The organism is Paeniglutamicibacter psychrophenolicus, from assembly GCF_017876575.1.
Taxonomy (GTDB): Bacteria; Actinomycetota; Actinomycetes; order Actinomycetales; family Micrococcaceae; genus Paeniglutamicibacter; species Paeniglutamicibacter psychrophenolicus.
In genome coordinates, this window is the sequence record NZ_JAGIOE010000001.1 from 124,952 (window position 1) to 150,318 (window position 25,367).

Below are 25,367 nucleotides of genomic sequence, written 5' to 3' on the forward strand. Positions count from 1 at the left end.
GGCGAAAGGTGCTAGTGCGCGTGCACCTCGGCCTCGGCAGGCTCTTCGGCCTTGGACAGGAAGAAGGCAATGACGACCATGCCCGCGGCGCAGATCGAGGCCACCGTGAATCCGGCGGAGAACCCGTTGATCTGGGCCTGGATCGGATCGATCCCGGCCGCAGCCCCGGCACCGATGCGCGAGGCCAGAACACCAACCAACAGGGCGGTGCCTGCCGCGCCACCGAGCTGCTGCAAGGTGGAGAGCACGGCCGAGCCGTGGGAGTGCAGCGAATGCGGCAGCGGGTTCAGCGCGGTGGTGAAGGCCGGGGTGAAGATCAGCGCCAGCGCCAGCGACATGGTCAGGTGCAACCCGATGATCACGCCGATGGCGGTCTCGGCACCCAGCAGGCGCGAGTAGCCGAACAGCACCAGGGTCAGGATCACGGCACCGGGGATCATCAGCGGGCGCGGGCCCACCTTGTCGAAGATCCGGCCCACGAACGGTGCCAGCAGGCCCATGAGCAGCCCACCGGGCAGCAGCATCAACCCGGTGGCCAGGGTGTCGAGCCCACGCACGTTCTGCAGGTACATCGGCAGCAGGATGATGACCCCGAACAGCGCCACCATCGCGAGCACCATCAGCGACAGCGACAGCGTGAATGGCCTGTAGGTGAAGGTGCGCAGGTCAAGCAGCGCGTGGTCCTTCTTTTGCAGGCGCAGCTGCAGCATCGTGAAGACCACCAATGCCATCACCGCAACCACGAGAATGACCAGTGTCTCGGCATCCAGCCCGTTGGCCGAGAGCCTGCTGAGCCCGAAGACCAGCCCGCCGAAGCCGGGGATCGAAAGGATCACCGACGGGATCGACAGCGGCATCTTTGACGCCTCGGCGACCTTGTTCAACCGCGGTGCGCCGATGAGCAGGGCGGCCAGCGCGATGGGGGCGACGATCAGGAACATGAAGCGCCACGACAGCGAGTGCAGGATCAGTCCCGAGATCGTCGGGCCGATGGCCGGGGCCACGGAAATCACGATCGACACGTTGCCCATGATGACCCCGCGTCGTGCCGGCGGCACCAGGTCAAGGACAGTGGTCATCAGCAACGGCATCATGATCGCGGTGCCGGAGGCCTGGATCACGCGGGCAGCGAGAAGCAGGGAGAAGCCCGGTGCCGCTGCGGCAAGGAGCGTGCCCAGGGAGAACAGACCCATGGCCAGCATGAACACCCCGCGGGTGCTGAAACGCTGGAGCAGGAAGCCGGTGGCCGGGATGACCACGGCCATGGTGAGCATGAAGATCGTCGAAAGCCACTGGATGGCTTCCTCGCTGACCTTGAACTCGTGCATGAGCACCGGCAGTGCAACGTTCATGATGGTTTCGTTCAGGATCACCACGAACGCGGAAACGATCAGCACCGTGATGGTGGCCAAATCCTTGGGGTTGAGTTTGGTGCTGGTCTCGGTCACGGGTGTGGCCTCTTCCATGGGTGTCGGATTGGTATTTTGCAGAACATTTCATTCTAGCGTCGGGGGACACCAGATGATTCCCGGAAAGCGAAAACATGTCCGGGATTACACAACACGGCCGCCGACGTGGCCCGCGGGCCCGCCGATGGGCCAAGATGGGAACATGAACGTTCGCACTCCGGATCCTTATCCCGGCTGGTTGTCCGATGAAGACCTCTACGAGGCCCGCGCCCGGTTGCCCATGCTTTACATCGAAGCCATCCCGGTGCGCCTGGATCCGCTCGGCTATGTCACGGAGATCGGCCTGCTGCTCACCGCCGATCCCGAGGGCAGGATGCTGCGCACCTTCGTCTCGGGCCGGGTGATGTACCGCGAGACCATCCGCGCGGCGCTGACCCGCCACATCGAGAAAGACCTGGGTCCGATGGCGATGCCGCAGCTGCCGCCCTGCCCCGCGCCTTTCACCGTGGCCGAGTACTTCCCCTCACCCTCGGAGACCGGGTTGACCGATGAGCGGCAGCACGCCGTGGCGCTGGCCTACATCGTGCCGGTGCGCGGGGAATGCTCACCGCGCCAGGACGCACTGGAGCTGACCTGGTTGACGCCCGAGGAAGCGCTGAGCCCGAACATCCAGGAGGAGTTCGCCGGGGGCCGGGAGAACCTGGTCCGCCAGGCCCTCGCCCACGTGGGGCACGTCGGCTAAAGCGCAGCAGCGTCCCTAACGGCGCTCGAGCCGGCCGGCCAGGATCGGCTGGCCGGGTCCGGCCAGTTCCGCGGTGATGCCGCGGCGACCCGTCATCGCCATGAGCAGTGCCTCTCCGGGGCCCGCCACCTCGGGGCCCTTGCCATGGGCGAAATCCATGTCGATTGCCACGAGGCGCAGGCCGCGGATCCATCGCCAGGGCGCGAGCCGCGGGTTGCCCGGGGTCATGGCGAGCACCCGCAGCAGCCGTTCCTCGGGGATCTGCCGTTTCATCCCCAGCGGCCGCCTGATGTCTTGGTGGTGGATCATGCCGTCGGCCAGCCCGATCTTCCCGCCCAGGCCGGCGGCCAAACCGCTCGGGCGGGCATGGGCGCGGAGGTTGGCCAGCAACTCGGCGGCCGTGGCGTCCTTCATGGCGTCGACTCCGACCTGGTTGGCATGCACCACCCGCCCCTTGGCGAAGCGCCGCAGCAGGCCCATGGCACCGAGGTCGTCGTAGGAAACCACGTGCGCCACCACGTCGCGCACCCGCCACTGCGCGCACAAGCTCGGCGCATCCCATTGCCCGTCGGCAAGGCCCTCCAGGAAATCGGCGAGGTCGGTTCTTTCCGCCTGGGCCAGGTCCATGTCATTCATGGGGCAATCCTGCCATGCCGCCGGCTGGCGGCGAGGACCGGGCAGGAAACCCTCAGGTTTTCTCCGGCACCAGCCTGCGCCGCAGCCGGGAGCCGTAGAGCGCGCCGAGGAGCACCACGAGCATCCCGACCAGGGCCCCGATGATGGTCTCGAGCATCCGGTCGTAGAGCAGCGTGGTGCTCAGCCCCGTTCCGATGGAGACGCCCACCAGGGCCAGCGGGGTGACGAAGATCTGTGCCAGGAAGTAGTTCCGGGCGATGAACATCTCGGCCGCGAACTGCAGCAGCCCGATCATCGCCAGCAGCACCCAGGTCGGCGGCGCGAAGGCGATGACGGCGGCCATCAGCACCAGCCCGGTCAGGGTCCCGAGGATACGGTGGATGCCGCGGCGCACGCGGTGGCGGGTGGTGTGCCCCACCAGCGGGACCACCGCGGCCACCATGGCCCAGTAGCTGTGTCCGGTGGACAACACCGGGGCCAAGAGGTTCGCGATGGAACCGGCCAGTCCGGCGGCGAGCACATACATCAGTGCCTCGATCCAGATGGCCAGGCGCACCTGCCGCGACAGCGTGGCCGGTTTGAGGTAGGGCCCCCACGTGGCGCCCTTGGCAAAGAGCTTCCCGGAAAATCCGAGCACGATCGCCAGCAGCACCGCAGCCAGGGCGGCAGCCATCGACTCGGCCGGCGGCGGCTGGTGCGGCATCGAGGCAATGGCCGCAAAAGCGAAGATGTGGAAGAGCGAACCACCGGGGCGCAATTGCAGGTAGCCGGTGACCACCGAGCAGATCCCCGAAACAACCGTGGTCAGGCCAACGACCATCCAGGCGCTCGCCGCCAGGTCGTCGTGGTTGACGAGGTAGTGCGAGGCAAGTGCCGCGGCCAGGATCACGACCATGAACAGGCCCCCTGCCTTGGCCTGGGCCGCCAAACGGTTCGCGTATCCCGGCACCCGGCCGTAGACCCCGGTGAAGGCACCGAAGATCACGAACACCATCAGGTCCAGGCGATCGATGGCCAACAGGGTGAAGAGCGGGACAAAGATGCCCACGGCCGTGCGCAGCGCAACCCAATGGTCATTGGTCGACGGGCCCAGGCTCAGCAGGCTCCCAAACTTCTTGTCCATGTGTTCCGTGGCTCCTGGGGCATGGTCGGTGTTTCCTCGCGGCTATGCGGCGGGCCCGCGGCGCGGCACGTCCCCACGCATATACGCTACGCCCACATCCCCCTCGGGATCCGGTCCTATGAGCCATCCCACGCGGGCATTTTGCCGGGGCCACGGGTGCATGCGGCACACTGGATAGGTGCCCCACGAATCTTTTGACCCCACAGCGCCCCATCCCCGCCAGTCCGACTTTTCCTTTGACGTCGGCACCCGCCTGAACAACCCCGACGGTTCGGTGTCCAATGGACGCACCGGCGTGATCAGCACCCCGCACGGGCAGATCAAGACCCCGGCATTCATTGCCGTGGGCACCAAGGCCACCGTCAAGGCCATCCTGCCCGAATCCGTGGAGCAGCTCGGGGCCCAGGCGGTGCTGGCCAACGCCTACCACCTGTACCTGCAGCCGGGCTCCGACATCCTGGACGCGGCCGGCGGACTGGGCCGGTTCATGAACTGGTCCGGGCCCACCTTCACCGATTCGGGCGGATTCCAGGTCATGAGCCTGGGCTCGGGGTTCAAGAAGGTCATCGACATGAAGTCGGTGGACCAGTCCGGTCCGGACGACGCCGTGGCACCGGGCAAGGAACGCCTGGCCAACGTGGACGACGACGGCGTCTGGTTCAAGAGCCACATCGACGGCACCAAGCACCGCTTCTCCCCCGAGATCTCCATGAGGGTCCAGCACGAGATCGGCGCCGACATCATGTTCGCCTTCGACGAGCTGACCACCTTGCAGAACTCCCGCGGCTACCAGGTCGAATCCCTGGAGCGCACCCGGCTGTGGGCCGAACGCTGCGTGGCCGAGCACTTCAACCTCACCGATGAGCGCGTCGGCAAGGAATACCAGGCGCTCTTCGGCGTCATCCAGGGCGCCCAGTACGAGGACCTGCGCCGCAAGGCCTGCCAGGACCTCGGAGCCATGGCCTTCGACGGCTTCGGCATCGGCGGGGCGCTGGAGAAGGAAAACCTCGGCACCATCGTTGGCTGGTGCGCGGAGGAACTCCCGGAGAACAAGCCGCGCCACCTGCTGGGCATTTCCGAGCCCGATGACATCTTCACGGCCATCGAAAACGGGGCCGACACCTTTGACTGCGTGTCCCCCACCCGGGTGGCCCGCAATTCGGCGTTCTACACCCCGCACGGCCGATTCAACCTCTCGGGCACCCGCTACAAGCGGGACTTCACCCCGCTGTCCGAGGATTGCGACTGCTACACCTGCGAGCACTACACGCGCGCCTACATCCACCACCTGTTCAAGTCCAAGGAACTGGTCAGCCACACGCTGATCTCGATCCACAACGAACGCTTCGTGGTGAAGATGGTCGACGACGCCCGCCTGGCCATCGAGGACGGCACCTTCTTCGAGCTCAAGGAAAAGGTCATGTCCAGCTACTACGCCGGGGCACCGGATCCGCAGGGCCTGGCAGCCGTCGCCGTCTGACCTGCGGCGGCAGGTTCTAGGTTGCGGTTCCCGATCGCCGGGGCCGCAGCCTGCGCACGCCGACGACCAGCAGCACCGCCAGTGCCGCCGCGGCCAGGAGCACCAGCACCGGGGCGGCTACGGCCAGCAGGCTCAGACCCAGCGCCGTCCCGTCCTCCGCGGTGCTCACCACCGGGGCGGCAACCCCGGCGGTGCCCAGGTTCAGCAGCGGCCTGGCCCCGGACTTCAACAGGTGGAAGACCAGGGCGATCCCCGCGCCGATGAGCAGCGGCACCCACGCCGCGGTGCCGAACGTGTTTCCGGGATCCGCCACCGCAACGGTCTGGGCACCGACCCCGGAGGCAAAGACGAGCCCGCCGGAGGCCGGGCGCACCACCGTTTGCAGCGCGTCGTTGACCGAGTCAATGACGGGGATCTTGTCGGCGACCACCTCGATGAGCAGCAGCACCGCAAGGATGCCCAGGGCCCAGCCGTTGGACAGCCAGCCCCAGCCCTCGGGCAGCGCCACCCACGAGGTGAAGCGGTTCAACAGTCCCAGCACCAGCAGGGGGATGTAGGCGTTCAGGCCCGCGGCCGAACTCAGCCCCGCGGCCGTGAGTAGTTCCATGGCTTCAGCGTAAGTGCCGCGGCGGTGCAATCGCCGCATTGGTGACGGTGCCGCACGCGGAAAACCTGCTACTGCTGCGCTCGGTGGACGTTGGACCGGTTCGAGGTCGAGGTGCCCACGCCCCAGGCCACGGCGGCCACCACCGCGGCAAGCACCAACATCACCGGCGGGATCGGTGCCAGCAGCAGGCCCGCAACCAGCGCGACGACCGACACCGCCATCACCTCGTACCCGTAGGTGAAGTGCAGGACCATGGGGCCGGCGGCCTGGCCCATGGCGGCCATGAGCATCACCGATCCCCAGTCGATCGCCGGCCGGAACGCCATGCGCACCGCTCCGGCGGCAAGCCCCGCACCGGCCATGGCACCCAGGCCGAGCAGCACCGGGAAGTCCGCCGCGTCGATGCCCACGGCCCACCCCAGGAATCCGGACAGGCACACGCCCCACGGAACCAGCAGCAGCGCCGCCACCAACGCGTGGGTTTGCCGCACGCCCACACGGCCCAGCGGAATGATCGCATCCAGCGACGGCACGTCAGCTGCCTGCGCGGCGGCCTTGGATGCCGCCCGCGCTGCCAGCACCGAGCCGACAAGCACCAAGACGGCCAGGACCAGCGGCTGCCCGCCGGGCACGGCGAAGACCCCGGCCGCCGGGACGCACAAGCCGGAAAGCATCCCCCGCCAGGTCTTGGGCGTGCGCAGCAGCACCAGCAGTTCGGCACGCACCAGCGCCGCATGGGGGCCGTGGACCCATCGGGCCGGAAGCATGCGCGCAAAGGCATCCGATCCGCGGGCCCGGATACGTTCCCGCCTGGCACGGGCGCGTTTGCTTTCGCGGGTGCCCGCGGCATCCAGCGCGCTGCCCAGCGCCTTGTCATCCAGCAGTGCCAGCGCCGCTCCCGCGTGTTCGCTCGCTGCCCCGCTGGAAATCAATTCCCTGCCGGGAATACGTTGCAGTTGTCCCGCCAGGGCGGCGAATCCTCCGGCGCAGAGCACCGCGAGGACCACCGGAACCCACCAGGCCCCGGCCTGGGCCAGGAACGGCAGCGACGACGGCAGCCACACCCACAGCGGCTCGAGGTTGCCCAGCCCGGTGATGCGCAGTAGCACATCGAGCAGGTAGGCCAACAACACCGCGATGGCCGCTGCGTTCAGGAGGGCGCGGAAACGCCCTGCCGCCTGACGGGCCTGGGACCATGCCGCCAGCAGCGAAAGCGCCACGAACAACAATCCCAGGGTCGCTGCACCCGCCAGCACCCCGGCAAACGATCCCCGGGCCAACCCACCGAGCACGGTTCCGTAGCCGATGGGCAGCCACAGGAAGGCCCCATACAAAAATGTGCTCACCAGACGTTGGCGCAGCAAGCGTGCCAGGAAGCCGTATCTTGCCACCGGCAGGCTGAGCCACCAGAATCCCTGGGCACGGTCGACCGCCGTCGGGCCGAGCTTGGAAACCAGCAGCAGGGCCCCGAGCATTCCGAGCATCACCAGGGCGGAGGCCGCAGATTGGCCGGGAAGCACGCCGACACCTGCCCGCACGATGCCCGAGCCGGGGCCACCCCGGAGGTTCTCAAAGAAGGCCAGGGCAAGCCCTGCGGCGTAGCCAAAGACGATGGCGGCGGCCAGCAGGGAGATGTAGGCATCGCCCATGCGTTCCCAGAAGTCCTCGCGCTTTGCACGTTTCTCGACCACGCGGTTTCGCGCCCACGGATCAAAGTCGACCGGCTCGTTGTCAAGCATCAGGCGTGGCTCAATCGTGGGCAATGGCTGCAGCCCCTTGGGCGACGGTGGCCGGGATGACCCGGCCGTCGGCGACCAGCAGCACCGAGTCCGCAACGGTCGCGAGGAAGACCGGGTCGTGGGTGACGACCAACAGCGCGGTTCCCGCGGTGGCCAGTGAGCGCAGGCGTGTGGCCAGGGCGACCCGCATCACCGGGTCGAGGCGTTGTTCGGGTTCGTCGAGGACCAGCAGGTTGCAGGGACGCAGCAGGGCGGCGGCCAGCAGCAGGCGGCGGCGCTGCCCGGAGGAGAGCCGGTGCGGGTATTCGGTGCGGGCAGCTTCCAGCTCGAAGAAGGCCAGTTCGTGCTCGACGGCGGCCTGGGGCTCGGGCATTCCGTGCCCGCCGGCGATGAGCTGGAGGTGATCCTCCACGCTCAGCGAGGGGAAGAAGGCGTCCTCGTCGAAGACGACGGACACGGCCTTGCGGTAGATGAAGCTCGAGTCGTCGGTGAAGGAGCCGAGGATCACCGATTCCCCAGCGACGGGTTCCTGGTAGCCGACAAGTGTGCGCAGCAGCGTGGATTTGCCGGCGGCGTTGAAGCCAACGATCCCCAGCGATTGGCCCGGTTCCAGCAACAGGTCCAGCGGCCCGCACACGTCCTGGCCGCCGTAGCCGGCGACAAGTCCCGTGGCCCTGAGCAGTTCGCGGTTCATGGTGTCCATGCTTCGACGCTACCAACCGGCGCCGCCGCCGCGCCTCAGCATTGCGGACGACATCGCTCCCGCAACCGAAGAATGGAGATTGGAAACAAGAAGGCGGTGGCCGGCTTCGTCAAGTGCAGACGAAGCCGGCCACCGCCGACTCAATGTTTCGCGGCTGCCGCTACGAGGCGGTGCCCGCGGTCTGCGGCCCGGGGGCGTAGCTGGGTTCGCGGCGCTTGAACCAGCGGATGACCAGCGTGGTCACCGGCACGAAGAGGAATTCCACGGCCGTCTTGTAGACGAAGCCGACCAGCACGTAATTGATGAACGTGGGCATGTCGGTGATGCCGATGACCGTGGCGGCAATGGAACAGAAGATCAGGGTGTCGGCGAATTCGCCCACCCCGGTAGAGCCCATCAGGCGGCCCACCAGGCCGCGTTCGCCGAAGCGTTCCTTCATCTTCACCAGCACCCAGGAGTTCAGGGTCTGCCCGACCAGGAAGCCGAGCAGCGAGGCCAGGACGATGAGCCAGACCGGCCCCAGGGTGCGTTCGAGGGCTTCCTGTCCGTCGTACCATTCGGCCGCGGGCAGGTGGATCATGATCCAGAAGCACGCCGTGGAGAAGGCCGCCAGCGCGAAGGTGGTGACAATGGCCCGGCGGGCGACCTTGAAACCGTAGACCTCGGAAATGACGTCACCGATGATGTAGGCCAGCGGGAAGAGGAAGAATCCGCCGTCGGTGACGATGGAGCCGAAGGTGACGCCCTTGGCGGCACCGATGTTGGAGAGGATGACCACGACGGCCATCAGGGCGAGCACTGTGGAGAAGTAGGGGCTTCCTGCGGACGCGAAAACGGCGCGCGGAGCCTGTGTACGTGTTGAAGTGGAGGCGGTTTTTTCGCCCATGGTGGTTCCCAATCGAAGAAGTGGTTCGCCAAGCCGATCCCGGGGCTTCGATTCCGGCTCCGTCCCAAGCCGGGACGGGGCGGTCGAGGCGGGTGGGACCGCTCGCTGTATTAGCACTTGAGGTTCAAGTATCCCATGCCGCATTCCCAACCATTTTGCGGTTTCCCCCTCACTTGGCCTGCTTCTCTCCGCGGCAACGACCGTTCCGCCGCTTTCTGCTGGGGAATACTGAATTTTGAACATGTTCAAAAAAGACTATGATGGAGATCCGGCCAACAATGGAGGCAAGTGCCATGAGGACAGCGACCGCCAAAAGCACCCAGACCCGCCAATTGCTGCTGGACACGGCCCTGGAACTGTTCGCCACGAAGGGCTTCTCGGGGACAACGATGCGCGTGATTGCCACGGAATCCGGGCTTTCCCTAGGCAATGCCTACTACTACTTCGAGTCCAAGGACGCTATCGTCCACGAGCTTTTCCGCAACCTTCTCGAACGGCACCGGACCGCCACCTGGCCGCTGCTGGTTCCGGGAAACAACCTTGAGACCAACCTGCGCATTGCCCTTGACCAGGCGCTCGAAATCATGACACCGTTCCACGAATTCGGACCTGCGTTTATCCGCACCGCATTTGCCGGTGCCCACACCGAGCTCGGCGACGTCCACCGCGCCCTCGAATTCGGGCTCTGGCGCCAGGTCGTGGCTGCCAGCAGGCCGCTGCCCCCGCTGGCCATCCGCAACGACCTGCCCGAACTGCTGTGGCTGATCCAGCGCGGGATCTTCCTGTTTTGGGCCTACGATTCCTCCCCCGGGGCCGCTCGCAGCCACCGGCTCATCAAGAATGTCGCGCCCGTGACGGCCCGCCTCGTCGTGCTCTCCCGAATGCCGGTGGTCCGCAGCATTCTCGACGATGTGCTCTCGATGGTTCGCACCGCATCCTGAGTCGGGAAGGGCCCCGGATCCTGCGCATCGCAGCATCTCCCAACTTGGAATCGGCAGGCGCAGGCGTAGAGTCGGTAATGAACCACCCAAGGGACGCCAGCGCACAACGATCATTGGTGATCAGCAAGGCGTTTGCGCCCCCAACAGGTTTTTCGTTGCCCGTCCTTGAAACAGGAGCCGCCAGATGCCATTCGAACGCTCAAGCCTTCCGCGCTGGGTCCATGCCTTTGCCCTGCTGCGCGACCGCACCGTGACCCGCGAAGAGCCCGGCCGGCTGCACAGCGTTGCCGAAGACGGCAGCAGCTACGAAATCACCTGCCCCTGGCCCGGCACCGGCGGCCTTGCATCCCTGCTGGGCGACACCGAACTTTCATCCCACCAAGGCCAAACCAGGCTGACGTTCCTGGGCCCACCGGACGAGTCCGCCGGCCGTGAACTGGTCGCCCGGGGTTGGAGCCTCAGCGACCGGCGCGTGCTGCTGGCCGCGCTGGCCAACGACGTTGAGCAGGTGGTCTCGCTGCCGGAAACGGCCACGCTGTTCGAAGCCCCGATGGCCGACTACGACGTGGTTGAAATCGCCGACTTCGACGCGACCGCGGGCCGCGGCCGGATCCGTTTTGGCGAGGATTTCGCACTGCTCGGAGACCCGAGCATCACCGCAACCTCGAACATCGAGCAGTTCCGCGCCGCGATCCTGGCCAACCTGGCCGCCGCTGCGGCACGCCAGGGCCTGCCGGTGCTGTTCATGGTCACCAGCGCCGACACCGCCACCGGAATACGCGCCGAACGCGCGGCCGGCTGGTCCAACGCCACCCAGCTGACCACTTTCACCCGGGCCTGATTCCCGGTCACCTGTTCCCGACCGGAACCGCCGGGCTGCCGAGCCGCTCCCGGGTGGAATCGGCGCGCAGGAAAACCACCCTAAAATGGATGCATGACTTCTGCCACCACCGGGACCCGTCCCGCCATCACCTTGACCATCGCCGGTTCCGAAGCAACCGGCGGAGCCGGCGCCCAGGCCGACCTGAAGACCTTCCAGGAATTGGGGACCTACGGCATCGTTGCCCTGACCTGCATCGTCTCCTTCGACCCGAAGGACAACTGGAACCACCGATTCGTCCCGGTTGAACCGCAGGTCATTGCCGACCAGCTCGAAGCTGCCCAGACCTGCTACGCAGCGGACCTGAAGACCGTCAAGCTCGGCATGATGGGCTCCCCGGCCACCATCAACACGGTTGCCGCCGCGCTGAAGAACCAGGAATGGGACAACGTCGTCCTGGACCCGGTGCTGATCTGCAAGGGCCAGGAACCGGGCCACGCCCTGGACACCGACGAGGCGCTGAAGACGATCCTGCTGCCGCTGGCCACCTTCGTCACCCCCAACCACTTCGAGGCAGAGTCGCTGTCCGGGATGAGCATCAACAACGCCGAGGACCTGACCGAGGCCGCAAGGAAGATCCACGCACTCTCCGGCGCGGCCGTGCTGGCCAAGGGCGGGGTCCGCCTGGCAGGCGCCGAGGCCGTGGACGTGTTCTACGACGGCGAAACCCTTGAGATCCTCTCGGCCCCGAAGGTCGGGGAAGTTGCCGTGTCGGGTGCCGGTTGCTCGCTGGCCGCCGCCATCACCGCCGAGCTGGCCAAGGGCGAGAGCCCGCTGCAGGCGGCCCGCAATGCCAAGGTCTTTGTCACCGAGGGCATCAAGAACCGCGTGGCCTCCGCCGCCCCGTTCGACGCCCTGTGGCAAGGCGGAACACGCTAGGGCTTCCGCAACCCGAAGGCCATCCAAGAAAACGCTGGTCCCATGCATGCATGGGACCAGCGTTTTTTCGTTTCCCCCCAGAAACGCCGCCGCTTCACCGGCGCACGGACAAACAGGTTCGCGGCAGCGGCGTCCTTGCCCGATGCCAACCGTCGCTTCCCCATCCGTCCCGCGCCCGCGGTGCGGGCAGTGGCTCCTCCCCAAGAGGGCCACCGACTGCCCAAAGACTATCGATGGCCTCCGACACTTTGCCGGACCCGGGCTCCCTTCTTCCCTCCGGCGTCCGCTTGCACGGGAACAAAACGGTTCCGCGGGTCCGGATTCCCATCCCCGCTTCCAGCCCGGCCCGCGACATTTTCCAAAGAATCTCAAACAACCCCTTGATATGTGCCGCGTCTCACATAGTATGTGGCGTGGGACGGTACCCACTATCCGCTCGCGGGAATCCGTCCTCATCACTCCCAGTCACTCCCACCGGATTCAAGGAGAACCATGTCCAACCCGCGTCGTCACAGACTTGCGCGGACGATCTTGGCGTCGGCCTCGGGGCTTGCCCTGGCCGTCACCATGTCTGTCCCTTCCCTTGCGGCACCGCCGACGATCGACCCGGCACCGGGTGCCGACTCACCGTCCCTCGGCGGGACTGCCCCCAAGGCGCTGAAAAACCTGAAGGTCTCCGGCCCGCTGGCCGCTGCCAAGGGCGATGTCTCCGTGTTCGTCCAGTTCGAGGGCGAAGGAGCCTTCGAAGCCACCCAGCCGGACAGCGCCAAAACGCCACACGGCAAGTCGGTCAAGAACCCCGACAAGGTCAAGAAGATCCGCGACGGCATCAAGGCCAAGGGCAAGTCGGCCGCCAAGGCCGCCAAGGCCGAGGTCATCTACACGACCACCAACTCGCTGCCGGGCGTGGCACTGCGCGGAGACGCCGACGCCTTGCGCGCACTGGCCTCGCGTCCCGACGTCAAGAAGATCACTGCGATCGTCCCCAAGACCCCCGAGAACAAGGGCTCGGACATCGACACCCGCGCCCTCGAGGCATGGAACACCCTGCAGGAAACCGGCGAGGGCATCACCATCGCCGTGCTGGACACCGGCATCGACTACACGCACGCCGGCTTCGGCGGCCCCGGAACCCTCGAGGCGTACGCAACCGCCCAGGCATCCAAGGACCTGCCGTCCAAGACCTCCGGGCTGTATGACCCCGAGAAGTTCATCGGCGGCTGGGACCTGGTCGGCGACGACTACAACGCGGACCCGAGCGCGCCGAGCTACCAGCCGGTTCCCAAGCCGGACTCAAACCCGCTTGACTGCGCCTCGGCCGGACACGGCTCCCACGTCTCGGGCACCGCTGCCGGATACGGCGTGAAGGCCGACGGCACCACCTTCAACGGCGACTACACCAAGCTCACCGCCGACGAGGTGGGCTCCATGCTCATCGGCCCGGGCTCCGCCCCCGAGGCATCGCTTGTCGGCATCCGCGTCTTTGGCTGCGAAGGCTCCTCCTCCGTGGTCGGCCAGGCACTGGACTACGTCCTGGACCCGAACAACGACGGCGACTTCTCCGACCGCGCCCAGATCGTGAACATGTCCCTGGGCTCGGACCACTCGCCGGTCGAAGACCCTGAGAACGACATCGTCAACACCCTCACGGGCCTGGGAATCCTCTCCGTCGTGGCCTCCGGCAACGCCGGAGACGTCACCGATGTCGGCGGCTCGCCGGGCAACGCCCGCTCCTCGCTGACCGTGGCCAACTCCGTGGGCACCAAGGTCACCCTCGATGGCATCAAGGTCAACGCACCTGCCGAGTCCGCGGGAACCGCGGCAGGCCAGTACTCGGCCAACTTCAACTACACCACCGCCGACCCGGCCAAGCTGACCGGGGATGTCGTCATGGCACCGGCTGCCAACGCCTTCGGCTGTGCCCCGTTTGCCGACGGATCGCTGGCCGGCAAGTGGGTCTGGCTGCAGTGGAGCGAGAACCTCGAATTCCCCTGTGGCTCGGCAACCCGCTTCAACAACGCCGAGAAGGCCGGCGCAACCGGTGTCATCCTGGACTCCGAGGTAGCTGTCTTCGAGGCCGGCATCGCCGGAAACGCCACGATCCCCGGCGCCCAGTTCACCAAGGCCTACTCCGATGCGCTGCGTCCCGCGGCCGAGAACGGCACGCTGAACGTCACCCTGGATCCGAAGCTGGTCGGCACCGCCTCGGTCGAGTCGGGAATCGGGAACACCCTGAACTCCTCGTCCTCGCGCGGCGTGCATGGCTCGGAGGGCATCGTCAAGCCGGACGTGGCCGCACCGGGCACGCTCATCGGCTCGGTGGGCGTGGGCACGGGCAACGGCCCGGCCGTCATGTCCGGCACCTCCATGGCAACCCCGCACACCGCGGGCATTGCCGCCCTGGTGGCAGGCAGCGGCGACTACACCGCATTGCAGGTCAAGTCCCTGGTGATGAACACCGCCACGGTGGACATCCTGGCCGCCAACGGCGAGGCCTACGGGCCAAACCGCGTGGGTTCCGGGCGCGTCATTGCCGATGCGGCCATCAATTCCCCCGCCTACGCATTCGCCACCGCGGACCCGGACCTGGTTTCCGTGACCTTCGGCGTCATCGAGGTCGACAAGACCAAGTACAAGGCCGCCAAGTCCATCACCGTGGTCAACAAGTCCGACAAGACCCAGACCTACAAGGTGAAGTACCTGCCATCCACGCAGATCCCGGGTGCAGGGTACTCCCTGGACAAGAACAGCGTGACGCTCGCGGCCGGGGCAAGCACCCAGATCAAGGTCACCCTTGACGTGGATGCCCGCAAGTACGCCAAGACCATCGATCCGACCATGGACCGCACGCAGCTTGGCCTGCCGCGCGCCTGGGTCGCCGATGTCTCGGGCCGCGTGGAACTGAGCAGTGCCACCGCCCCGACGCTGCGCGTCCCGGTCCAGGCGGCACCGAAGCTGGTTGCCGACATGGGCGCCAAGAAGATCATGCTCGCCCCCGGCGCCACCTCCGGCACAGTCGACCTGGCCGGCAAGGGCGTCCTGGCCGGTTCCGGCGACACCCAGGTGGTGTCGTTGCTCTCCGCGTTCGAGCTCGGGGCATCCTCGGGCAAGCTGCCCGCCGGCGCCGACGCGGTTCCGGGCGCACGCTCCATGGACCTGCAGCACGTCGGTGCCGCATCCACCGCCCGCACCACGGGCGTGGCCGACGGTCTGCTGAACTTCGGCGTGAGCACCTGGGGCAACTGGGCCCACCTGGCCGGTGCCACGGAGATCGACGTCGAAATCGACACCAACGGCGACGGGGTGGCGGACTTCGTCACCTTCAACAGCTACTTCGACGAGCTCGATGCCGACCTGGCAGCGACCTACGACCTGCGCAACGGTTCGCAAGTTGACCTGCAGTTCCTCAACGGGCTGGGCGGCGATGTCGACACCAACACCTTCGATACCAACGTGGCATCCCTCCCCGTGTCGCTCGCTGCCCTGGGCCTGAGCGGCTCCAGTGCACCGATCGCCTACCGCGTGAGCACGTACTCCGTCTACAACGCCGACGACACCGGGGCCCTGGCCCCGGTGGACGAGACCGATTGGATCGCCTTCGATGCGATCGCCCCGGAATTGTCCTTCGTTGGCGGCGGAACCGCGTTCGCCGACCTGGACAAGGCCAAGCTGACCGCGACCATCGCCGCGGACAGCACCGACGCCAAGGCCCTGTTCCTGCACATGCACAACGCCTCGGGCAACCGCGCCCAGGTGGTGGATGTGGAGGTGCGCAAGTAGCACTGCGGCTTGGTGCCGCAACAGGCACCGACGGCGCGGCCCGCCGGATGGCGGTTCAGTGGTTTGAACCGCACATCCGGCGGGCCGCGCCGTTTCCGCATGCGGGCAGCCGGCGGGCTTAGGCTCGGGACCATGGATGGAATATCGATCCCCGCTTCGCTGGGCCGGATGCTGCCCCCGGGTGCCGCGGCAGCCTGTCGCGGACCCGGAGACGAGGGAGCCGTGCAGGTTTTCGGTTCATCCGAGCCCCTGCCGGTCTTCAGCGTGACCAAGATGTTCGTAGCCGCCGGCGTCCTGCGGGCCGTGGATGCGGGCCGCTTCAAGCTCGCAGATCCACTGGCTTCGCGACTGCCCGGAGCCCCGGCCGGCCGCACGATTTCCCAGGTGCTCACGCATACCGCGGGGATGGGCAATTACGCCTCAAGCCCCGGCTACCTGGCCGCCGTCCGCCAACGGCCGGCGGACCCGTGGTCGCTGGAGGACATCGCCGCCGCCGGCAGCGCTTCCGAGCCCGGTCCCTTCGCCTACAGCAACACCGGCTACTGGTACCTGGGCGCGCTGCTCGAGGAGGTCTCCGGGATGTCGCTGGGCCAGTACCTGCACCGGGAAATCTTCGAACCGGCCGACATGGCCTCGACACGCTATCCGGATCCGGAAACCGCATTGACGGATTCGGGCTACTCGACGCTGTGGGCCGGGCCCGCCGGGGCCGCGTTCTCCACGCCGGCCGACCTGCTGCGCTTCGGCGACCTGGTCACGGAACGCAACCCGCTCTTCCCCTCGTCCCTGTCCCCCGCCATGCGCGCCGCGTTCATGGATTCGGTTCCCGTGGCTGCCCCAGCGCCGTGGAGTGCGCCGCGCTACGGGGCCGGGGTCATGATCGATACGGACCTGCAGCTGTGGGGGCACGGCGGTGCCGGGCCCGGGTACCGCGCCGCGGTCTTCACCTCCCGGGCCACCGGGATCGCGGCCGCTGCCATTGCCCCCGAGACCAGCGGCTTCAGCCCCGAAGAGACCCTGGTGTCGCTGCTGGGGCCCAAGGACTGAGTCCGCTCAGCGCCGATCTTCCTTGACCCGCAGCACGTGCAGCGCCGCGGCATCGATGAGCCGGGCGAAGGCGGGGTCCTTGCCGGCCTCGGCATACAGGGCATTGGCGATCGCCGGCATCTTCGGCGCGTCCACGCAGAGCATCATGGTCCCGCCGGCCTCGAAGAAGCGCAGGGCCCGGGCGCCCAGGGTCCAGGGGGACAACTGCACTGCGTCGCACATGTCATCCGAGACGATGATGCCGTTGAACCCCAGGTCCTCGCGGAGCATCGAACGCATGATGGTCGAGGAGAACGGGGCGATGTTCTTCGCATCGATCCTGGAGTAGTAGGCGTTGGAAACCATCACCCAGTCGTTGCCCGCGGCGATGCCGTCGCGGAAGGGCTTGAGGTAGCCATCACGCCGGGTGGTCTTGGTGTCGGTGACGTTCCTGGCGGTATCGGTGTTCTTGGTGACGCGTCCGAGCCCCGGGAAGTGCTTGATGACCGGGTCCACGCCCGCGGCCAGCATCCCCGAGGAAAAAGCCCGCGTTGCCGCCGAAACCGTTGCCGGGTCGTACCCGTATTCGCGCTTCCAGTAGCCGATGGGCGCGTTCGACGGAGCGAAGGACGCAGAGGGGACGGTGTCGGCCACCGGGGCGAGATTGACGTTGACCCCGGCGGCGGCCAGTTGCCCGCCCCAGACCTCGGCACGCTCGCGCAGGGTCGCGGTGGCCCAGCTGCCCTGGACCAGCGCCGTGGGCAGGGTGGAGAAGCCGCTGCCCTTCAGGACCTGGACATAGCCTCCCTCCTGGTCGGTGGCCACGAACGCGTCGACGTCCACCGACAACGCCTTCGCGATGGTTGACTCGACCCGTTGGACCGCGCCGGCCGTGGCCCCGGTTCCCGCACTGCTGCGGCCCTTGAGGAAGAAGTTCCCCAACTCGTGGGCGGCAATGGTGGACCTGTCGGCGGCGCTGCTGCCCGTTGCCGGGACACCCACCATCAAGACCTGCCCGATTCGCTCCTTCAGGCTCATGGCGGCCAGCGTCTTTTCGGCCGGGTCTTGCTGCGCGGTCGGGGCGGGTTTGTCGCTGTGCGTCGGCGTTGCGCTGGGTTCGTGGCTCGGTGTCGCCGACGGCGACTGGCTGGCGGACGACGGGCTCGAAGGCGGTGCCGAGGTAACCGATGGTGCAGGTGTGCCCGAGGATTGGGTCGGGGCGGGGTTTGAGCTCGTTGCGCTTGGCGGCGCGGGTGCCGGGGTCGGAGCGCAGCCGGCCAGGACCATGCTGGGTAGAACCAACAGGGGAAGGACCACCCGATGCCCAAAAATCCTTGCTCGCGAATTGTTCATGGTCCACAGCCTCTTTTCTCCACCACATCCAGCGTGCCAGAGATTCGGCCGCCCGGAAGCCAATGGAACCAAAAACGTGACCTGTGGATTTGTTGCCCATCGTGCCATGGCGCCTTGGCCCGCGCGGTCGCAGGACCGGCGGAATCTGTCGGCGGGCGCGCATAGGCTGGGCACAGGACTATTGAAGGAGGATCCCATGGCATCGGAAGGTCCCTTTGGCACCGAAATGGTTCCCGGGGTCTGGACCATGCCGTCGCGCGGCATCGAGTGGTGCGACTGCGGGCGACACCATGTGCTGGACCGGGACATCGTGTTCGGTTTCGCCCAGGACCTGGTTGAAGACCCGGATTGGATGACGCACGACGAGGTCGTCGACACCGCCATGGACCTGTGGAACTACGTGTCGGTTTGCGAGTTCTTCCTGCTGGGCATCCGGCGCTCGGCGAGCGCCGTGAACGGCGGGCCGGCACCCAGGTACAGCTTTGAACGCGGCCTGGAAATCGTGGCGTATTTTTCCAAGACCTGGCAGGGGTGCCCGGAGGAAATCTGTTCCCCGTCGCGCGACCGCGAGGATTAGGCCTTCACCACCGGGATGTCGGCCCAATCGGTGGTGAACTTGGGCGAGGAGTAGTCCCGCTTCATCGACCATCCCGGTTCCACGGCCAGTCCGCCCGAGCCGAGCCCAATGGACTTGTTCCCGAATTTCGCCTTGACCGCGCCCAGCACGTCCCCGACGTGCGTTTCGGCCATTTCCTCTTCAAAGATCCCGAAGGCTGCCTGCCCTGGCTCCGGCTGCAAGCCGGAAAGCACCACCCCGCCGCGGACGTACGAGGCCCCGGGGTGCATGATTTCACGCATGGCCCCGACCGCCAGGCGGGTGAGCAGGATCGGGTCCTGGGTGGGCGAGGGCAATTTGAGCGTGATCGAGGGAAACGAGGCCTCCCCGGAGGCAAAGCGGCTGGTTCCCGCGGTGACGGTCAGCAGCGTGGCCCACAGTCCGTCGGACATCAGCCTGGCGGCCCCGCGCTGCGCATAGATGGACATGACCTCGACCATGTCCTCGATGGTTGTCACCGGGTTGGAGAAGGACCGCGAGTACATGATCTGTTGCTTGTCTGCCCGTTCCTCGTTGTGGGGAATGCACGGGGTCCCATTCAGTTCCAGGACCGTGCGTTGGAGCACCACCGAGAACTTCTTCCGGATCTCGGTCACGTCGGCCGCCTTGAGGTCGGCGATGGTGGAGATGCCCATGCCCGACAGCCTTGCTCCGGTGCGGGCCCCGACACCCCACAGGTCGGTGACGGGAACCCTGGACTGGATGTCCCCAACCACTTGCGGGTCCATGGAATCCATGGAGCACACACCGTCCAGGTGCGCGTTGCGCTTGGCGACGTGGTTGGCGAACTTGGCCAGGGTCTTGGTCGGTGCCACGCCCACGCAGACCGGGACCCCGACGCTGCGTCCAACGGCGGAACGGATGCGAGTGGCCAGTTCACCGAGTTGCCCGGGGTTGCCTTGGACGCCGATGAAGGACTCGTCGATGGAGTAGACCTCCTGCCAGGTGCCAAAGCGCGAGAGCACCTCCATGACCCGGGCGCTCATATCCCCATAAAGTTCGTAATTGCTCGAGCGCACGGCCATGCCGTGGCTTTGGATGAACTGCTTGACCTTGAAGAAGGGTGCGCCGGTGGTGATCCCCAGGTCCTTGGCCTCCTGCGAGCGCGCCACCACGCAGCCGTCGTTGTTGGACAGCACGACCACGGGCCTGCCGATGAGCTTCGGGTCGAAGACCCGTTCGCAGGACACGTAGAAGTTGTTCACGTCCACCAGCGCAATCCGCTCCGTCATGGCGTCTCCGAGCGGTGCAACCGCACACCGAAGGCCGGGGACTCGCAAGGCAACGACACCGCCCCCTGCGGGAGCGGGGCTTCCCGGATGTCGTTTCGACGGGTGGGCAGAATCGGGCGGCCATCGACCGTTGGCAGGAACGGATTTTTCACGGTCGTTTCTTTATAGACTTCTAAATTCTTTATACAAGAATCAAGCCCCTCTGCCAGGGCTTCGATGACCATGCCACCAGCCAAGAACTGCCATGGAGGCCGCCTCCATCTCCAAGAGCTTCTCTGGGTGAAGCGTGGGAGCCGCCCTGCCCCCAGGCACGAAAAGCGACCAAGAAATCTCGGGGATCCCCCTTTCACGGGGGAACAATTCAAGGGGAATGCACCGCTACACATGGTGCAGGCACCGGGTGACGACGCCCCAGATGGTGGTTTCCTCGGTGATCGCCTCGGCCTGCTCAACCGGTTGCTCGTCGCTGGACAGGACCATGGCGCCCCGGCGGGACACGAGCCGGCGGATGACCAGTTCCCCGTCCTGGACCGCGATGACCACCGAGCCGTCGCGCGGGGCCACTGCGCGGTCCACGATGACCTCGTCGCCGTGGCTGATCCCGGAAGATGCCATCGAGTTGCCCGAGACCCGCATGAGGAAGGTCGAGGTCCGGTCCCTGATCAGCAGGCGGTTCAAGTCGATCCCGCCGCCGTAGTAGTCCCGTGCCGGGGAAGGGAAGCCCATGGCTTCGACCGCGCCGACCGGCCCCTGGGATTCCGGCATCGGGGCGGGTGGCTGCGGCAGGTCCATTCCAAACATGAGCCCCCGACTTTCATAGAACATAGATTCGATGTCAAGCCTACCAGCGGAGGCCGCGGGTGCGGGGTCCGGCTACCGTTCTTTGAAGACGTTCCCTTCCCGCGGCGCCTCGCGGGCCGCGGAGGTTCTCGATGTTCCCGAAGGCGCATTGCCGCCGGTGCGGCGCACGGCCGCGCGGAGCCACCAGAACAGCAGCAAGGCGCCGACCAAGGCGGTCCAGGCCCATGATGGAACCACCGCGTCGAGTTGCCGTCCCAGGTTTTCCATCGCAGCAATCATGCTCGAGGGCAACAGCTCAGGGACGGCCGCCATGCCGTTGGTGAAGATCATGAGCCACCCAACGGCCGCGGTGACTGCTCCCATCAGCAGCGAGGTCGTGTGCAGGCGCAGCCTACCCACCTTGAGCAGTCGACCCCTCATCCAACCCACCGAGCGGTGGCCGAGCCTGCGGATCGCCATCGCAATGAGCATGATCGGAAGGACCATCCCCACACCGTAGAGCCCCAGCAGCGTCCCTCCGCGGGCCGGGCTCGCGGAGGTCAGCGCCAACGTGAGGATCGCGCCCAGCACCGGGCCGGTGCAGAACCCCGCCACCCCGGATACCGCGCCCAGGGCAAAGGTACCGGCCAACGAACCGGCCACGGGCCGGGGCTTGCCCGCAAGGAACCGGGCGAAATCGATGCCGCCGCCGAATGCCGTCAACACGCCCAGGGCAATGAGCACCCACCCGGCGCCGGCGAGCAATAGCCCGCGGTCCAGGACGATGGTTCCACCCAGCCACCCCAGTCCCAGGCCGAGCGGGACCAGGGTGAGGAGCAAGCCGGCCAGGAAGACAGCGCCCAGGCTCAGCAACCTGGCACGTGAGGTGGAGATGGTGGCAAAGAGCGCGGGCAGCAGCAATGCGTTGCAGGGGCTGAAAACCCCGAGCATTCCGCCGATCAGTGCGTATCCGAGCCCGATGTCCATCGGTTTCCCAGCCCGGCCCTAGCGGGCCAGTTCCTCGTCGATGGTTTGGACGAAGACTTCCAGCGGTTGGGCACCGATCAACGGGCGGCCATTGACGATGAAGGTCGGGGTTCCGGTGACGCCCAGGGCGCCGGCCTCGTCGTGGTTCTTCTGCACCAGGGCCGCGGTGTCGGCGTGCGCCGCGTCCGCGGTGAACTGCTTGGCATCAACCCCGATGCGCTCGGCCAGTGCCGCGATGCCCTTGGCGGAGTAGTCGGCGTCCTTGGCGGTGGCCCCCTTGGCGAAGATCGCGTCGTGGAATTCCTGGTACTTGCCCTGTTTGCCGGCCGCAACGGCAAGCTCGGCGCTTTGCCGCGAGTTTTCGCCGAAGAACATGATGTCGCGGTACTCGATGCGCAGTTGTCCCCCGGCGACATACTTCTCCAGGATGGTCGGCAACGATTCGGAGGCCCACTTGGCGCAGTAGCCGCATTGGTAGTCGGAATAGGTCACCATGACAACCGGTGCATCGAGTTCGCCGACCGCAGTGGGGTCATTGGCATCGCGTCGTTCCACGTTGATCCGTTGCTGGGTCTCCGAGGGTGCTGCCTGGCTCGGGCTCGGGCTTTCCTGCGTCGCCGCGGCCGCCGGCGATGCGGCGGTTTCACCGGGTGCGGCAATTTGCAGGCCAATCACGATGCCCAATCCGAGGGCCACCGGAATCGGGAGAATCCAGAACCACGGCAGTTTCGCCTTGGTTGGTGTTGCAGGGGATTCCGTCATGTCCGAGACACTGGTTCCTTCCCGGTTGGGCCCTCGTACCCCCGTGACGCTTCGGCGTCCCCAAGGAGATGGGAAGGCCAGTTGGTGCGGAGGCTGGGCGGGGGGGTGTTTTCCTCCCTTGAACGTATCGAAGTGAAGTGCACTTGGCGAATTGGCGTCGGGACGCCACCACGGAAGCCGGCACCCCTGCATGCGGCCCGCCGCGGTCGCTCCCCCTGCATCGAGCGGCCTTGGCCTGCTCCTACGCGTAGGGCCAGGCCACCGTCATATCCGCCGGATCGTCGGCCCACGGCAGCACATGCCAGATTTCGTGCGGTGGTCCCACCGAGGTCGCGCCGGCTTCCTCGACCCAGCTGCAGGCCTGGTCATAGGCCGCCAGGATCGCCGGGAAGGCCGTCTCGGCCCCGGAGACCCGGATGCTGGCGTAGCGGCCTCCGGCCAGCCGGTAGCTGCGCACCGGTGCGTCGTTGGTGCCGGCGGCGCCGGCAGCGAGCCTGTCCACCGGAAGGCAAACTTCCAGCGGCCCGTCGGAGTCCGGGGTGATTTCCTGGTGGAAGATGCCAAACGGGTCGCCGGTGACGGCCAGCCCTTCGGCATCGGCGAAGGCCTGCAGTTGTTCCAGGCTCTGCTTCATCCCGGTGTCAAGGCCGTCGACGAAGGCGTGCAGCATGATGGAGATCAGGTGTCTCTCTGGTTCCAGCACGGTAGTGACGTTATCCATGTCCTGTCCTTTGAGGTGCGCCCGCACGGCGGCGAGCAGGGTGGAAGTCGATTCGGTGTTGTTCCGGACGGCGGATTCGTAGGCGGCCAGCTGCTCCAGTGCGCCTTCGGGGTCCGCCGAGCCAAGGGCCAGCAACGTGGAGATGCCCTCGAGCGGCATCGACGCCGCGCGCAACATCGCGATCATGCGGCCCCGGCTGCGTTGGTCCGGATCGTAATAGCGGTATCCGGTGAATCGGTCCACGGATACCGGCACCAAAAGCCCACGGTCGCCATAAAGCCGCAGGGCCTTGGGTGAGAGCATGGTCGCCTGAGCAAAGGCGCCGATGCTTAAGAGCTTTTCGTGGTTCATGGCTTCAGTCTTTTCCTTGGCCCTGGGTCAAGGTCAACCGCCATGGGCCATGGTTATTTATTGGCCCGGGCAGAGGAGATTTCCGCGTGGATGTGATCCATGTGCAAGGTGGTCGCGTTCCATCCGCGCGAGGATTCCAGGTGCTTGCCCCAGCCGCCGGTCGAGTACGGTCCCCACTGGCCGTCCTCGGCCAGCCAGAGCTTGTCCCGCCAGATCAGGTAGCTGATCCCCAGCCGTTCGTGGTTTTCCACCAGGTACTCGGCGATCCGGTCCCCGGCCTTGATGCCGGCGGCCGAGGAATAGTCCTTGATCATGAAGTCCGCGGCCAGCCCCGAGCTGTGCCCGATGGATCCGGCGCGCGAGCCGCCGACGCTGCTGATGCCGGCCCCGAAACGCTCCTGCACGTCCTTGATCATGGCCCGGGTCATGGGCTGCAGTTCCTTCGGCGCCCGGTATTCGACGCTGCTCAGCAGCGTGTTCTTGATCCAGCCAGTGCCCTTCGAGGTCTTGACCTGCGACCATCCGTCGGAGGACTTCAGGTAGGCCATTTTTTCGTTTGCGGGCAGGATCCCCAGGGAGCTGAAGGAGGTCGAGGGTCCGGTGCGGACGTTTGCGGCGTAGGCGGTCCAGCGATACGAGGTGGAGTTGTTGTTCGGTTCGCTGGTGGCCAGCGACGAGCTCGGGATCCAGCCCTGGCCGGCCGGAGTTTCGATGTACGACCAGTTTCCTGCGCTCTTGACCAGCCGGACCTTTGTACCGTCGGTTTGCACGGCCAGGCGGTTTGAGGACAGCGAGGCCTTCTCGTACATCGGTTGCGTGCCGTCCACCCAGCGGTTGGCGCCGGCGACCGGATTGGACTCGGGTACCTGGCCGGCGGCCTTCACCAAGTAGTGGGAACTCACCCATCCGGTCCGGGAGCCTGCCTTCACCTCCCACCAGGCGCCGCTGGCCTGGCCCGTCCTGGCGACAGCAGTGCCCTTTGCCAAGACAACCAGCGATTTGAAGTGGGTGCCGGGGTGTTGGCGCAGGTTCAGGTTCGCACTGGTCCGGTGGGTCGCGGAGGGCGTGGGAGCCGGCGCGGGCGTCGGCGTCGGCGTCGTGCCGCCGGACTTCACCAGGTAGTTGGAGCTCACCCATCCGGTCCGCGAACCGGCCTTCACTTCCCACCAGGCGCCGCTGGCCTTGCCGGTCCGGGCGACAGCGGTGCCTTTTGCCAGGACCACCAGCGACTTGTGGTGGGTGCCGGGATTTTGCCGCAGGTTCAGGTTCGCGTTGGTTCGATATCCCGCTGCGGCCCGGGGCGCGGGAGCAGCGACGGTGCTCTTCGCCAGGTAGTGGGAGCTCACCCACCCGGTCCGCGAACCGGCCTTCACCTCCCACCAGACACCGCTGGCCTTGCCCATCCGGGTCACCGCAGTGCCCTTTTTGAGCACGGCCAGCGAGTCGAAGTGGGCGCCGGGGTTCTGCCGCAGGTTCAGGTTCGCGGTCGTTCGAATGATCGTGGTGGTTTGTGCACGCGGCGCTACGGGCCTCTTCGCGACGACCAGATGCGTCTGGGGCGAGGTCGCGGGTGCCGGCGCTGCCATCACCGCGGGGGCCAGCGCTCCGACCGCCAGCGTCGCACCGAACGTCGCCGCTGCAAGCCGCAGGGAAAGAAGTGGTTGTGTGCCCATGGTGCTGACTCCTTCAAAAGGGAATTGACCGTGAGGCATCAATCCCTGTGGATCGGTACGC

Annotated in this window: 23 protein-coding genes; 8 read left to right on the plus strand and 15 right to left on the minus strand. The window is 66.7% G+C overall.

Annotated elements, in window-relative coordinates; all coding sequences use genetic code 11:
* Positions 1–11: 11 nt before the first annotated feature.
* Positions 12–1,448 carry an MDR family MFS transporter gene (locus JOF46_RS00575; RefSeq protein WP_209905540.1) on the minus strand — a complete coding sequence of 479 codons (1,437 nt, stop codon included), beginning with the start codon at positions 1,446–1,448 and terminating at the stop codon, positions 12–14.
* Between the two features lie 163 nt (positions 1,449–1,611).
* Between JOF46_RS00575 and JOF46_RS00580 the strand changes: the two genes are divergently transcribed.
* The gene (locus JOF46_RS00580) at positions 1,612–2,151 is read left to right on the plus strand and encodes an NUDIX hydrolase family protein (RefSeq protein WP_209905541.1); all 540 of its coding nucleotides are present in this window, start codon (positions 1,612–1,614) and stop codon (positions 2,149–2,151) included.
* A 15-nt stretch (positions 2,152–2,166) separates the two neighbouring features.
* On the opposite strand, the gene JOF46_RS00585 is transcribed toward JOF46_RS00580, so the two are convergent.
* Entirely contained in the window at positions 2,167–2,787 is a 621-nt protein-coding gene (locus JOF46_RS00585; protein ID WP_209905542.1) for a maleylpyruvate isomerase family mycothiol-dependent enzyme, read from the minus strand.
* Positions 2,788–2,839: 52 nt separating this feature from the next.
* Entirely contained in the window at positions 2,840–3,910 is a 1,071-nt protein-coding gene (locus JOF46_RS00590; RefSeq protein ID WP_209905543.1) for an FUSC family protein, read from the minus strand.
* A 178-nt stretch (positions 3,911–4,088) separates the two neighbouring features.
* Between JOF46_RS00590 and tgt the strand changes: the two genes are divergently transcribed.
* Positions 4,089–5,390: a tRNA guanosine(34) transglycosylase Tgt gene (gene tgt / locus JOF46_RS00595; protein WP_209905544.1), complete on the plus strand. Its 1,302-nt coding sequence runs from the start codon at positions 4,089–4,091 to the stop codon at positions 5,388–5,390.
* A gap of 16 nt (positions 5,391–5,406) precedes the next feature.
* On the opposite strand, the gene JOF46_RS00600 is transcribed toward tgt, so the two are convergent.
* The 4 genes from JOF46_RS00600 to JOF46_RS00615 form a co-directional block, all read right to left on the minus strand.
* On the minus strand, positions 5,407–5,997 hold the full coding sequence (locus JOF46_RS00600; RefSeq protein ID WP_209905545.1) for a DUF4126 domain-containing protein: 591 nt from the start codon (positions 5,995–5,997) through the stop codon (positions 5,407–5,409).
* A 68-nt stretch (positions 5,998–6,065) separates the two neighbouring features.
* Complete coding sequence (locus JOF46_RS00605) at positions 6,066–7,760, minus strand: DUF6297 family protein (RefSeq protein WP_209905546.1); 1,695 nt, start codon at positions 7,758–7,760, stop codon at positions 6,066–6,068.
* A complete protein-coding gene (locus JOF46_RS00610; RefSeq protein ID WP_209905547.1) occupies positions 7,747–8,439 on the minus strand; it encodes an ABC transporter ATP-binding protein in 693 nt (230 codons plus the stop codon). Before JOF46_RS00610 ends, JOF46_RS00605 begins: the two co-directional genes overlap by 14 nt.
* Before the next feature lie 160 nt (positions 8,440–8,599).
* Positions 8,600–9,325, minus strand: a complete 726-nt coding sequence (locus JOF46_RS00615; protein ID WP_209905548.1) for a queuosine precursor transporter — start codon at positions 9,323–9,325, stop codon at positions 8,600–8,602.
* Between the two features lie 293 nt (positions 9,326–9,618).
* Here JOF46_RS00615 and JOF46_RS00620 point away from each other — a divergent pair, with 293 nt between their 5' ends.
* The 5 genes from JOF46_RS00620 to JOF46_RS00640 all read left to right on the plus strand — a co-directional run bounded on the left by JOF46_RS00620 (position 9,619) and on the right by JOF46_RS00640 (position 16,852).
* A complete protein-coding gene (locus JOF46_RS00620) occupies positions 9,619–10,266 on the plus strand; it encodes a TetR/AcrR family transcriptional regulator (RefSeq protein WP_209905549.1) in 648 nt (215 codons plus the stop codon).
* 184 nt (positions 10,267–10,450) lie between these two features.
* A complete protein-coding gene (locus tag JOF46_RS00625; RefSeq protein WP_209905550.1) occupies positions 10,451–11,107 on the plus strand; it encodes a hypothetical protein in 657 nt (218 codons plus the stop codon).
* Between the two features lie 93 nt (positions 11,108–11,200).
* On the plus strand, positions 11,201–12,025 hold the full coding sequence (locus tag JOF46_RS00630; protein ID WP_209905551.1) for a hydroxymethylpyrimidine/phosphomethylpyrimidine kinase: 825 nt from the start codon (positions 11,201–11,203) through the stop codon (positions 12,023–12,025).
* 492 nt (positions 12,026–12,517) lie between these two features.
* Complete coding sequence (locus JOF46_RS00635) at positions 12,518–15,805, plus strand: S8 family peptidase (protein ID WP_209905552.1); 3,288 nt, start codon at positions 12,518–12,520, stop codon at positions 15,803–15,805.
* 132 nt (positions 15,806–15,937) lie between these two features.
* Entirely contained in the window at positions 15,938–16,852 is a 915-nt protein-coding gene (locus JOF46_RS00640; RefSeq protein WP_209905553.1) for a serine hydrolase domain-containing protein, read from the plus strand.
* Positions 16,853–16,858: 6 nt separating this feature from the next.
* On the opposite strand, the gene JOF46_RS00645 is transcribed toward JOF46_RS00640, so the two are convergent.
* A complete protein-coding gene (locus JOF46_RS00645) occupies positions 16,859–17,869 on the minus strand; it encodes a glycoside hydrolase family 3 N-terminal domain-containing protein (RefSeq protein ID WP_245347952.1) in 1,011 nt (336 codons plus the stop codon).
* Between the two features lie 511 nt (positions 17,870–18,380).
* On the opposite strand from JOF46_RS00645, the gene JOF46_RS00650 reads away from it, so the two are divergent.
* Complete coding sequence (locus tag JOF46_RS00650) at positions 18,381–18,761, plus strand: hypothetical protein (RefSeq protein ID WP_209905555.1); 381 nt, start codon at positions 18,381–18,383, stop codon at positions 18,759–18,761.
* Here the strand turns inward: JOF46_RS00650 and JOF46_RS00655 are convergent.
* From JOF46_RS00655 to JOF46_RS00685, 7 genes are all read right to left on the minus strand, one after another.
* A complete protein-coding gene (locus tag JOF46_RS00655) occupies positions 18,758–20,032 on the minus strand; it encodes a Y-family DNA polymerase (protein WP_209905556.1) in 1,275 nt (424 codons plus the stop codon). The genes JOF46_RS00650 and JOF46_RS00655 overlap by 4 nt on opposite strands.
* Positions 20,029–20,256, minus strand: a complete 228-nt coding sequence (locus tag JOF46_RS00660) for a hypothetical protein (protein WP_209905557.1) — start codon at positions 20,254–20,256, stop codon at positions 20,029–20,031. The genes JOF46_RS00655 and JOF46_RS00660 overlap by 4 nt, the downstream gene beginning before the upstream one ends.
* Before the next feature lie 154 nt (positions 20,257–20,410).
* On the minus strand, positions 20,411–20,797 hold the full coding sequence (locus JOF46_RS00665) for a LexA family protein (RefSeq protein ID WP_425355073.1): 387 nt from the start codon (positions 20,795–20,797) through the stop codon (positions 20,411–20,413).
* 108 nt (positions 20,798–20,905) lie between these two features.
* Entirely contained in the window at positions 20,906–21,799 is an 894-nt protein-coding gene (locus JOF46_RS00670; RefSeq protein WP_209905559.1) for a cytochrome c biogenesis CcdA family protein, read from the minus strand.
* 18 nt (positions 21,800–21,817) lie between these two features.
* Entirely contained in the window at positions 21,818–22,561 is a 744-nt protein-coding gene (locus tag JOF46_RS00675; RefSeq protein ID WP_209905560.1) for a DsbA family protein, read from the minus strand.
* A 241-nt stretch (positions 22,562–22,802) separates the two neighbouring features.
* Positions 22,803–23,633: a MerR family transcriptional regulator gene (locus tag JOF46_RS00680; RefSeq protein WP_209905561.1), complete on the minus strand. Its 831-nt coding sequence runs from the start codon at positions 23,631–23,633 to the stop codon at positions 22,803–22,805.
* A 53-nt stretch (positions 23,634–23,686) separates the two neighbouring features.
* Positions 23,687–25,306, minus strand: coding sequence for an SH3 domain-containing protein (locus tag JOF46_RS00685; protein ID WP_209905562.1), 1,620 nt, complete (start codon positions 25,304–25,306; stop codon positions 23,687–23,689).
* Positions 25,307–25,367: the final 61 nt, after the last annotated feature.